Raw genomic sequence first — 12,768 nt, 5'->3', positions numbered from 1 at the left:
CCAACGCCACCTGGTCCGCCAACGCCACCTGGTCCGCCAACGCCACCTGGCCCACCGACGCCACCTGGCCCGCCGACGCCACCTGGCCCGCCGACGCCACCTGGCCGGCCGACGCCACCAACACCGCCAACTCCACCTACACCACCTGCCCCACCTATGCCGCCCACACCACCAATTCTGACATATCTTCCTAATCCAATGGGTCTGCCACTATGATTTATGGAATAGCTGAGTTGTTCTATATTCCTCAATTGTCTTGTACTATTTGAGTAAGTTATTTGGTTGGCTGAAGCTGTTGAATGGATTAACAAACCGCCAATAATTAAAATCCCTGATAGATAGGTTTTAGGAATAATCGATTGCATTAACGGCTCCTTGTAAATGGATTAATATACCCAGTCCTTAGAGTATAGAATTAAAATTTATCAGACTTAAATAGAGAGATCTACCTAGTTATTCACTGACATATTTATCAATTAAATTCTGCGCAGTCATTTCTGCTTCTGAACGTTTATTTTCTGGAATTAAGGTATAAATATCATTTTTTGCATTTTGATACTCTTTGTTATTAGGAACGGCTGCAGAGGCAGCAGAATACCAAGCATAAGCTTGAATATTATCTTTGGGAACACCTAAACCATCTCGATAGAGATGAGCGATATTATAGAATGCAAAGCTATTACCACCTTGGGCTGCCTTTAGATACCAATTCATTGCTTGAGTATAATCTTGCTTGACGCCCTCACCATGATCATAAGCATAGCCGACTAAATCTTGCCCCATCGGTGAGCCTAGATCAGCGGCTTTTTGATACCATTTTAAGGCTTGAAAATAATCGAGATCGACGTTAGTTCCATTGTAATAAAAATTTCCCATTGAAATCATGGCTGCGGTGTTGCCTTGATCAGCGGCTTTGGTATACCAGAAAACTGCTTTGGCATAATCCTGTGTGATACCTTCGCCTTTCTCATAAGCATAGGCTAAATATTCTTGGCCTTTAGCTGAACCTAACTCTGCCGCTTTTTTATACCATTGCACGGCTCGTGAAAAATCTTTGGGGACGCCGTTACCGTCATAATAAAGGTCACCCAATTCCATCATTGCGGATACATTTCCTTGATTGGCTGCTTGTTCGAACCATTTCGCTGCTTCAGTGGTATTTTTAGTTATACCGTTTAAACCCTGAGCGTACAGGGCGCCAAGGTTATATTGTGCCTCGGCATTTCCTTGGTTAGCTAAGGTTTGGCAACCCGATAAATCCGAACAAATATCGTAAGGTAAAGCAAAGCTTAAAGAGGGAAGTGTTAAACTAGTACTTAACATTAATGTCTTAACTAACTCAACAATCCTTTTTTCCATAACGGTATCCTGCCCATAATAGATATTTGAAATTATAGACTAATTTGCAATAGTTACTTGATGTTTTATTAACGATGGAATTCGTTTTCCAGGTAAAATAAGTCCCACTAAATTAAGTGGATCGATAGCGGAAATAGTCACGGGTTCATGATGAAGTTCTTTTTTCTTGAAAGCCCGCAAAGAATCGACGGCATAGGGCAGGGCGAATTGTTCACCAATAAAGCCGCTGATAAATCGTCCGCCCCTAATTTCTCCTCGGGCTTCCATACGACGAAAGGCCGTTAATAAATCTCGCCAGCTCGGTGTAATTTTTTCTTTTACTAATAGTTCTCGAAAGCAAACACCGTATCGTTTTAATAGCATTAGGCAGGTTGCTTCAATTGGCGGTGTTTTCGGGGGCGCTTTTCTTATCTTCAACAGGGACCAGCGTCCCGTGGCTGGTCGATAATTAAGGCGGCGGCCTCGTTTTCCTGCCCGACGATGTGGATCAATAAGAGCGCGAAGGTTATCAAAACCATCCGCAGTAATAAGGCCGGCTGAAACTAGCTCCCACAACCCCGTTTCTACTTGGGTCTTGAGTTCGTTAATTCCTTCGACAATATCAATAAAGAAGGAAGCGCCATTTTCTTGTAAATAAGCATAAATACTTTTTGCAGTATGGCTTAAAGCTTGCAAATCCAGCGTGTGAATAGCTTGCCTGGCGGCCATCCAGTCGGCAGATTCACGCACAAAAAAAGTGATTGGTGTGATGCTGGTTGGTAGAATGCGTTTAAATTGATTTTCTTCTTCCGTGTTTAGGCTGATGGCTGGATGAGGCGATAGGCGGCCCCAACCAATGACGCCTGTAAAACAGAGATGATCCAACCAGTCTTTATCATAATCTTTGACACGTTTGGCAAAGACTAATTTTTCCCAGGCATTCGCAGGAATTTCATAGCCTTGTAATTGCTTGATGACTTCAAGTAGCCCCTGCTCCCCTTGCAATTGTGAGCCCGGTGCTAAATGCTGCCAACTCAGTAGCCAATGAATGAATTGGGTAGCGTTAACCGGTTCAATTTCTTTGCGAAGGATTCCCAAAGTAAGGGAATGGATTCTTGCTAATAATCGACGTTCGCACCATTCAAGTTGATTCGAAGTTCTAAAATTTCCGCGTAAAATTAATCCAGTCGATTCTAAATTTAATAGCGCTTTTTCCACATCAGCACTTTCAAGGCCGAGGATTTCAACTAATTCATCTTGAGTCACAGGGCCTAGGTACTGAAGCCAGCCACGAATCATTTCTACAAGTGCTGCTTCTGTTTCAATGCGTTCTTGCTGAATCGTTTTTAAATGATGGTGAAAACTTGCTTCGGGATAAATGCTTCGAAAAGTCTCTGATTTTTCAGTCGCTATCCAAAATAAGCGCTCATGAATAGTTGCTTTTCCAGCGCGACCTTGAGCGACTAATTCGGCAAAAAAAACGTCCCAAGTGGGGGAAGATTTTTGCTGCTCATTTAAATGTATATTAACAGGTAGTGCAATCAGTGTTTGTAAAACATCATGCAGTTCATCAGCATTTCTAAGATCTGGCCAAGCTTGCTGCTGTACTTCTGAGATCGCGAGTGGATTTAATTGACCGAGATCTTGCAATAGCGATTCGGGTAAAACACGCCGCATTTCCACCGCTCGTGTTCGACGTTCTTCTAAGGGGGCGTCATCAAGAAAAGCATAGGGGTTGGCATTTAAAATTTCGTGAGAAAATACGGAAGGAGTAGGGGTGTCAACGGCTAGGCAGTGGATTTTTTTGTTCACGATGTCATTTAAAATAGTCAACAACCCTTCTATATCCAGTGCTTCGGTTAGACAATCTTTCATGGTTTCATGAATGAGAGGATGATCAGGTGGCTCAATATCTTCGCCAGCTAAATTGTCCTGACAAGCTGCTGCATCAGGAAATACGGCTGCTAAGAGATCATCAGCAAGCATACGCAAAATATTAGGCGGTACTTTCCGTCCACCGCGAAAACGAACCAGTGCCAAGGCTCGTAGCGCATCCCAGCGCCATCGTGTGGTAAAAATGGGTGATTGCAAAACAGCTTGAGTTAAAACATGGCGAATGCTGTTGGGGTGTAAAAAATGAAATACATCCGCTAAAGGAAAACTATGCTGCTCAGCCAAAGAAATGGCAATACCATTATCTGTAGCGGCTGCTTGTAACTCAAAATTAAACGACCGACAAAACCGTTTTCTCAATGCAAGTCCCCAGGCTTTGTTGATACGCGCGCCAAAAGGGGAGTGGATAATCAGCTGCATGCCGCCCGCTTCATCAAAAAAACGTTCGGCAATGATGGTTTCTTGAGTAGGCACTTCCCCTAAAATTGCTCGGCCCGTCAGAATATAGTTGATGAGTTGTGCGGCACCCTTATTATTTAATCCACAATTGGTTTTTAGCCAGTGAATAGATTCTTTCTCCCAAACAGTATCGCCCTTTCTTTCTTCAGGAGAGAAGGGCGCCTTGTCAGAAATCATCGCTTGAATGGTTTTGCGCAGATTTGACACTTGCAGGGAAAGCTCGTTTGTTCTTGAAGGCGCTTCACCCAACCAGAAAGGAACCGTGGGTGGGGCTCCATGAGCGTCTTCAACGAGAACCCGCCCTTTAACGCTCTCAATACGTTTGATTTGCCAGGAAGTATTCCCCAGTAAAATCACATCGCCACGATTGCTTTCGATCGCAAAATCTTCATCGAGAGTTCCTACAACAAGACCATTTGATTCGGTGATGACTGTAAATAAATTATTCTCAGGGATAGCTCCACCACTGGTAATGGCAGTTAAACGGCTGCCGCGACGCGCTTTTACCAAACCATTGACTTGATCCCGGAACAGATAAGCACCATAGCGACCCCGAGAGCCTGCGATGCCTTCCGACAACATTTCGAGTATGGATCGGAAGGTTTCACGGGATAAGTTGCGGTAAGGATAGCTTTTTTTCACCAAATGATAGAGCTCTTCTTCAGACCAATCGTTGGTGGCACAGCTTGCAACGATTTGCTGGGCTAAAATGTCGAGTGGTTCTTCAGGGATAATTAACCTATCCAGATCGCCTGTGCGAATGGCATAAACAAGTGCAGCACATTCAACGAGTTCATCGCAGGTAGTTGCAAAGAAAATACCCTTAGAAATTGCACCATGCCAATGTCCGGCGCGACCGACCCGCTGCAAAGCAATGGCAATCGCTCGGGGAGAACCGAGTTGGCAGACTAAATCGACGGTACCGATATCAATTCCCAATTCTAAAGAGGCGGTAGCAACAAGTACCTGAAGTTTTCCGGTTTTTAGTTTTGTTTCTGTGGCCAAACGTAATTTGCGCGATAAGCTGCCATGATGGGCGGCTACTTTTTCTTTATCTAAGCGTTCAGATAAATGATGAGCTACGCGCTCAGCCACGCGGCGAGTATTGGCAAAAACTAAAGTCGAGCGATTTTGCTTGGCTAATTCGGCAATGCGATCATAAATTTGATCCCACATTTCATTGGTTGCAACAGGACCTAATTCGGTTTGCGGGGTTTCAATGTGCAATTCTAAATGACGATTATGGCCAATATTCACAATTACCGGCCGCGGACCCCTTGTGCCTGCTAAAAAATCACCGACTAATTCAAGTGGTTTTTGGGTAGCAGATAAGCCAATGCGCACGGGTTTTTCTAAGGTTAGAGCTTCGAGCCGCTCCAGTGATAAGGCTAAATGGGTTCCTCGTTTATTATTCGCAAGCGCATGAATTTCATCCACGATCACGGTTTTGACATCCTGAAGAATAGCGCGGCTTTTTTCGGCTGTGAGCAGAAGGTAAAACGATTCTGGCGTCGTTACTATAATATGGGGCGGCTTTTTTAGCATAGCCTGCCTATCTTTAGGCAAGGTGTCGCCGGTTCTGACCGCAATTCGAATCTCTTTCATCAACAAGCCGCGTTCTTGGGCTAAATCTTGAATTTCTTCCAGCGGCTCAAGTAAGTTCTTTTCAATGTCATTCGTTAGGGCTTTGAGAGGGGAAATGTAAATGACCTGGGTTTGATCAACTAAATCAGTGAGTGATTGACGCACCAATTGATCAATACAAATTAAAAAAGCAGCAAAGGTTTTTCCTGAACCAGTAGGCGCAGAAATTAAAGTGGTATGGCCTGCTAAAATGGATGGCCATCCCTGTTCCTGGGGTTCGGTAGGAGAAATATATTTGTTTATAAACCAATCATGAACGAGAGGATGTGCCCAGGCTAAACTATCGTGAGTAGAAATCATATGTAAATTATACGCGAAAATTTGGGAAAGGGCGTAGCTTCTGGTTAATTCTTGTCAGCTTAGTCGCTGTCTTTAAATTAGTTTAGAGATTTAATAGACTTTTTTGAGGGGATAAAGCAATATGAAAAGATGTAGTTCAATAAATCATTAAAGGGTAATCGCTTAGGATAAAAGCATGATAGATTTTCTTACAGCACAAAGGATGTGCTTTCTGTCATATTATCGGCGTTTTTTTATGCTGATAGGCATCTTTTTTTATTCTGCATCTGCTTTAGCCGAATTTTCTCCTCAATATAAATTGGCTTTTTATTATGGTTCTCATCCGCCTGTGGAAGTCTTAAGTTTTTTTCAAAACGTGGTGATTGAACCGAGTAGCGGCCTTGATCCCCATATTTTAGAAAAAAAGGGTTCTAAGGTCTTTGCTTATGCTTCTTTGGGAGAGGCTATCAATTTAAACCAATATGGAAAACCCATCGATAAAAGCTGGGTTTTAGCGAAAAACAAGAATTGGCAGTCTTTGGTTTTGGATCAGGCAAATCCTGCTTGGCAGGCATTTTTTATCAATCAAATAATAACCCCTCTCTGGAATAAAGGTTATCGAGGATTTTTTCTAGACACCTTGGATTCTTATCGCATTGTCTCTGAAGATCCTAAGAAAATGAAAAAGCAGCAAGCAGGGATTATCTCTACTATTCGTGCAATTAAAGCAAAATACCCTGATGCTAAGCTCATCTTGAATCGTGGTTTTGAAATCTTACCTGAAATCAAAAGCTTAGTAGAGGGTGTTGTGGCTGAATCATTATTTAATGGTTGGAATAATCAGAAAAAAGAATACTTCAAAGTTCCTGAAAAAGACAGGCAGGCACTATTAAAAGAGCTTTATACAGTAAAGAATATGGGAATTCCTGTGACAGTCGTTGATTATTTAAGCCCAAAGGATGCGGCGAACGCAGAGGCGGCTGCAAAAAAAATCGCGGATTTAGGTTTTAATCCGTGGATCACAGACAGTAGCTTTACTCAGATTTATTTAAATCAAGTGGCTTATCCTGCTCCAGCAAAAATTTATTTTGCCCAGCCACAAAATGCTAATTTTGCTCATCTTCCACGAAAAGTTTTAATTCTCTACGATGGCAAAGTGAATAGCCCTGGAGCAAGACTCTCTTCCGAAGCTTCTCAAGCTTTATCCATGCCTATCAATTATCTTGGCTATATCACTATTTTGCACAATGTTAGGACGCCGCTTCCTAAAAATTTAAGTCCAAATGAATACGCAGGGATAGTGGCCTATGTGCCAGATTTTCTTATTGGCAGAGAGGATGAAATTTATAAATGGTATAAAGAGCAGATGAAAAAAAAGATACCCTTAGTTATCCTCTATGGGTTTGGTTTTTCTCTCGATGATGAACAAAAGCTAAGAACCTTTGGTTTATCCACCCCGATCTATTCCCCAAACCCTAGAAATGTAAAAATCGTATACAAGGCGCCGATGATGGGCTATGAAGCTAATCCAGTCATTGGTAGTGAAATCTTTGAAGCAATTACTTTAAAAAAAGGAACCGTTTTATTAAGAGCAAAAGATGAAGATGGGGCAATTTTCGATGTTGCAGGATTAACTCCTTGGGGTGGTTATTATTTAACCGGTAATGTTTTTCTTCCCAATATTGGTGACTATTATCGCTGGTCTGTTAATCCTTTTGAATTTTTTAAACAAGCATTACGTTTTCCTGATCAACCTATCCCTGATCTGAGCTCTGAAAATGGTCGACGATTAATGTTAGTCCATATTGATGGCGATGGATTTGCAAATAAAGGTGAGTGGTATAAAGGTCCTTGGGTTAGCGAAGTCATGCGGAAGGAGTTTTTAGAGCGTTATAATGTACCCACCACAGTATCAATTATCCAAGGAGAAATTGCGCCCAATGGCCTTTATCCTAAACTTTCACCGACCTTAGAAAATATTGCGCGCAGAATTTTTGCTCTAACTAATGTTGAAATTGCAAGCCATACTTATAGCCATCCTTACAATTGGGAGGATGCGGAAAACTATAAAGGAAATCCGCCGAATCCTTTTACCATTCTGATTCCAAATTATGTATTTAGCAATCGCACGGAAGTGGTTGGATCAGTTGAATACATCGATCAAAATCTTAGTCCTCTTGGGAAAAAGTGTCGTGTTTTCTTATGGCCAGGTGATGGTAATGCGAGTGAGCAAGCGCTTTCTTATGTTTATCAGCTAGGGCTAGCGAATTTAAACCCTGGAAGTTTAATCACTAATTTCTATGATTCAAAAGTGCAAGTTCCGGCGATGGGACTTTATCAAGGACCTTATTTTCAAGTGTTTGCCCCCACGGGGAATGATTACGAAACAATTGTCCTAAACCCTGTTTTTTATTCCATCATTGACATTATTGATGCCTTTAAACTGACGGATAAACCACAACGCCTGAAGCCAATTGATATTTATTTTCACTTTTTTACTTTAGATCAGTTGGGCGGTGTTAAGGCCATGCATAAAATTTTTGAGTATGCCTTATCAACACCGGTAATGAATATTTTTGTTTCTGATTATTTTAATAAAGTGCAAGATTTTATCGGTCTATCCATTATTAAACAACAAGATGGCTGGTCATTTTTAACGAAAGATGAGCTTCGAGAATTGCGCATCCCTCAATCAATGGGATACCCTGATTTAGTGGGTAGTACTAATGTGATTGGCTACAGTGCTTACAATAAAGATTTTTACTTACATTTAGGTCCTGGAGGCAAATCTTTTGTTCGCCTAACAGAAAAACCGCCTACGATCCCGTTTCTTATGGAGGCGAATGCCCGAGTAACGCGCTTTGTAAGAAATGGAAAAGATATCGAATTTTCATTAGAGGGATATTTACCGGCTAAATTTATTCTTGAAAATGTAGAAAACTGCAGTTTATGGAGGGGAAAAGAAAAGATTGTGCCACAAACTCAACAGGGGACACAAAAACAGTTTGAATTCAAAAGGGATTTAAAATATGACTTCGCTCTCCGCTGCGAATAAGAAAAAGAGAAAGTTTTTTGGCTGGTGGCAAATACTCGTTTTTGTGTTGCTGCTTGTCGGCCTTTTTCTTCTTCTTTTCCCAAAGGGATTATTCATAAATACTGTTTTGCATAATACAAAACCAAGCCGCGTATCAGTCAGTTTCTTAAAAAATTTAATTGCTAAAGATCCTACTAATGTAGGGCTAAGAATGAATCTAGCTCAACAAGCTTTAGCCTTAGGCGAATTACAAGAAGCAAAACAAGCAATCGCACCATTGATTAATTTTTCTCCTAGTACAGAAACCCAATGGCGCGCACTCTGGCTTTATTATCAAATTTCTCGGGTTGAAACCTTTCAATTGCGCCCAAATACGCTGACGCGGAGAGAAAAAGAAGCTTACTTGAAATCGCTGCAGACCCTGTTAGCTAACTCACCTTATTTAAACTCTGATGAGCAAGTTCAGTTGGCAGATGAAGCCCTTGCTACTAATACGCCTGAAGTCGCTGATAGGCTTTTTAAAAAAGTAATGCTGAGGGATAAAAAAAGGCCAATCGCTTTTTACGTTAAAGCAGCAAAGGCGGCACTTTTTGTGAAAGACTATGAAGGGAGTGCTGAATTTTATCGAATGGCGATGGAGAGAAGTACTACGACAGAAGATAAACGCCTGTATTTTACTAAGGCATTGGAGAGCTTGATTGCAAGCGGTAATCCAACGAAGACGCTTGCCTTTGCAGAAAAGAACATTGATGGCTTAAAAGACGATCAAACTACTTTAGTTTATATTACGAAGCTTGCACTAAGAGCAGGCCAACAACAAGTAGCTGAGCACTATGTAGGCCAGCTTTTGCATTTACGGTATCAGGACCTACCAGAATGATACAGAAAAAATATAGACCCATATTTTTACTCTATCTGATTCTACAATCAAGCGAATCGCTGAGCTTGAGTTCGGCAGCTATTTCAGCGGCTGCTGGGAAAGTAGGTGGGTTCGAGGTCAATTCTTTGAAAACAACGGCAATGAGTAAAACGGGGGCGGCTAAAATAGGGGTTGTATCGGGCACCGGTGCAATATCAGGTCCTGGGTCACAAACGACTACAATTAACAAAAGTGAAGCAGCGACTCGAGCCGGTACAATTAATCCCACGGCAAAACAAAGCACAGCCTCTAAAGCACCTGTTCAATTATTTCAGTTTACACTTCCCGAAGAAGACGACACTAAGCACCAAGAGGTAACAATAATTAAATACGATAAAGATCTTTATGAGTTAGCTTATTCAGTTTATATGCAAAGCAATAACCCAAAAGGTGTTTACACGATTGCCACGGCGGCGGCGGAGCAAATGCCCGGCTCTAAGATATGGCGGGAGCGCCTAGCTCAAGTCTCATTGTGGAATAAGGAACCTGGTGTCGCAATAGGAGAATATTTATATTTACAAACTAATTTTAATGATATGGAAGCGGGATTAAAAGGCAAGAAATTAGCCGAAACACTTCATGACGATGGTAGCTTAGCAAAATTTCTTTCCTCAGAATTAAAAAATTTAAAAGACGAAGACAATACAGCGCTTGCCCTCTGGCGAGAATATATCGAAACCATGTTGCGTTTGGGTAACATATCCGAACTGATGCAAGAACTCAATGAGAATAGGAGTCGTTTACCGCCAGTCGTTTATTTGGATACCATCGCCCATATTTATAAGATAACTGATGATCCCAATGCGCAATTGGAAGTGTTACAAAAATTAGGCGATGTCTATGGCATGGTTCCTGATATTGCTGAAGCTTTAGCACAAATTTATGTGTTGAAAGGCGAAGTGGCTAAAGCTCAGGCAGTAATGAGCCAAGCTCGCCCCAAAGCGCAGCCGATAGATTTTAAATTTTGGCGAGCCTACGGGACAATCTCTTTATTAGCCAATAAGCCAACAGATGAAATTTATAGCCTACAACAATTACTGAAAGAAAAAAAACCGGAAGTAGATATCTATTCGAGACTTATTGAGCTGACTACAAGAAATCAACCTCTATTAGCTTATCAATACGCTATGCAAGGGCTAGTACAGCATCCTAATAATGCTGCCCTCGCTTCGACAATGTTTTCATTAATGACTAGAAATCGTAGTTTGGATTTTCCGGCTGTTGTTGCAAGAATTCCTGCATCACTGTTAAAAGTGCTTAAATATGATCCTAGTTATTGGTATGCACGAAGTTATTATTGGCGGCGAATGAGGGATGGCAATCAGCTACTACAAACTTATTTGGAAGGGATCAACTATGTGCCTGAAGATCCTTATTTTAGGTCAGAACTTATCTATTATTTGGTGGAAACCAATAATCAAACCCTTCTTAGAAAAGTTTTACCTTTATGGCAGAGTGAAGTGCCTGATACGCCCACCATGTGGGGAGCTTATGCGGAAGCCTATTCGCGATTAAATGATCCGATGATGACAAGGTTGCTCCTTACCCTATATTATCAACAATTTAAAGAGTATGAAAAAGATCCCTACTGGCTAATTTTATTTAAAGATACGCTTGAAAATTCTTTCTTTGAACGTGAGTCCAATGAAATTAGCTATTATGCCTGGCCTTTTTATTTACAGTTACTCAGAAATCAAAAATCACCTCCTGATTATGTGCAATTAGTGGATTATGTAAAATTATCTATACGCAATGCCGGTGGGGATCCGACTGCTGTGGCTTTGTCGATGCTAGAAAAACATCAGACTGAAGATACTGAGCTATTGATGTTAACTTGGGCGTTAGAACACAATAATATCAGCTTAGCGAGGGCGGTACAGGCGCATTACGAACGTATAGGGATTCAACCACCTATTTGGGCTCGCATGAGCATTGCCCTCGCACGTAATGATCGAACAACAATGCGCAACCTCTTGAGAGATAAGAATGTATTTTTAGGTGACTTAGTTAGTGCTAAAGAAAATGTAGCTTATCGCGACCAAATTAGTGCTGCTGATGAAATTAATGCGATTCCTTACGGACAAACTAATGCTTACAAAGCATTAAAACGATTTAAAAAAGATAGCGATCTTTATGATAACTATTTCACACCAATCATGTTGAAAACCGCAAATAATGCTTATTTTGGTGAGGATTATTATCAATACGGAAATGTTGCGGGACCTAGGACAAATGCTTCTTTCACTTATTTTTTAATGCCGAGCCTTAGCATAACGCCTTATAATTCCATTTGGTTTAGTCATAATTTATCGAAACCGAGCATCACTTTTACTTTGGATGAAGATAATGTAGTAAATGCTGACATTAACCAAGTGTTGCGAGCCGTTCCAAGAAGAGATGAGCGTACAGGGGTTAAATTCCGTACTCTGCTACGACGAGGTTATCTGGATTTAGATCTGGGTTACCGTCATGATCTCGACTCATTTATGACAGCGAAACTGGCTCATGAATATAAGCTTTACAGTGATTTAGATCTAGTTGGTACCATAGGCATTCACCAGCCCGCAGATGATACAGAAGCCTTGTACGTGGGTGGAATGAAAAATAATATCGAGTTGGATTTTGATTACAAGTTCCTCTATAAAGATCATATTACTGGAAACCTACAACAAAATTTCTTTTATACTCAACAAGGTCAACATCTGGCAAACGGTACGCAGTTTACCTTACGCTATGATCACAAATTTTGGACTTCTTACCCTGATTGGACCATTTCACCTTATGGAGAATTCACCCACTACTATAATAAAACCAGAAAACTGCTGCATGGCAGCATCCTTAAACTGGTTCCTGTGAATACCACTCCCGATGTGAATTTTTTAATTCCGGTCAATTTTACTGAATACGGTATTACCTTCTCTTTTGGGCGGAATTTTATTGAAGAATTCTTAGACTTGAACATTGCTGACGAATATACTCATCGTTGGCGCCCCTTTGCTTCGGCGACTTTTTCAAAAAACACCCTAGTCGGATTCGGAAAATTATATGAGATTGGTATTAGTGGGACAGTGTTCGGTCGAGATCGGTTGCTGTTTTATTATGAGTATGGAACAAACCAAGGGCCAGGTATCCAAGCTTTACGTTTAGCAACAATTAGTTATCGCATTTATATGTAAAAAAATTTAGACTAATTAAACAAGGA

6 protein-coding genes are annotated in these 12,768 nt (G+C 41.1%); 3 read left to right on the top strand and 3 right to left on the bottom strand.

The features are described from left to right. From Lnau_RS16630 to Lnau_RS01000, 3 genes are all read right to left on the bottom strand, one after another. The coding region (locus Lnau_RS16630) for a hypothetical protein (protein WP_193786792.1) at positions 1 to 365 on the bottom strand (365 nt) is incomplete at its 3' end. A gap of 88 nt (positions 366 to 453) precedes the next feature. Further along, on the bottom strand, positions 454 to 1,359 hold the full coding sequence (locus tag Lnau_RS01005) for a tetratricopeptide repeat protein (protein WP_058503287.1): 906 nt from the start codon (positions 1,357 to 1,359) through the stop codon (positions 454 to 456). Positions 1,360 to 1,398: 39 nt separating this feature from the next. After that, entirely contained in the window at positions 1,399 to 5,634 is a 4,236-nt protein-coding gene (locus Lnau_RS01000) for a DEAD/DEAH box helicase (RefSeq protein ID WP_058503286.1), read from the bottom strand. Positions 5,635 to 5,809: 175 nt separating this feature from the next. Here Lnau_RS01000 and Lnau_RS00995 point away from each other — a divergent pair, with 175 nt between their 5' ends. Genes Lnau_RS00995 through Lnau_RS00985 form a run of 3 tightly spaced genes read left to right on the top strand, consistent with a single transcriptional unit; the run spans position 5,810 to position 12,742 of the window. Beyond that, positions 5,810 to 8,668, top strand: coding sequence for a bifunctional glycoside hydrolase/polysaccharide deacetylase family protein (locus tag Lnau_RS00995; RefSeq protein WP_083503740.1), 2,859 nt, complete (start codon positions 5,810 to 5,812; stop codon positions 8,666 to 8,668). Beyond that, a complete protein-coding gene (locus Lnau_RS00990; RefSeq protein WP_058503284.1) occupies positions 8,643 to 9,527 on the top strand; it encodes a tetratricopeptide repeat protein in 885 nt (294 codons plus the stop codon). Before Lnau_RS00995 ends, Lnau_RS00990 begins: the two co-directional genes overlap by 26 nt. After that, positions 9,524 to 12,742 carry a tetratricopeptide repeat protein gene (locus tag Lnau_RS00985; RefSeq protein ID WP_058503283.1) on the top strand — a complete coding sequence of 1,073 codons (3,219 nt, stop codon included), beginning with the start codon at positions 9,524 to 9,526 and terminating at the stop codon, positions 12,740 to 12,742. The genes Lnau_RS00990 and Lnau_RS00985 overlap by 4 nt, the downstream gene beginning before the upstream one ends. Positions 12,743 to 12,768: the final 26 nt, after the last annotated feature.

Source organism: Legionella nautarum, from assembly GCF_001467895.1.
Classification (GTDB): Bacteria; Pseudomonadota; Gammaproteobacteria; order Legionellales; family Legionellaceae; genus Tatlockia; species Tatlockia nautarum.
Note: the sequence above shows the minus strand (reverse complement) of the source record. Positions and strands in the feature narration are given on the sequence as shown.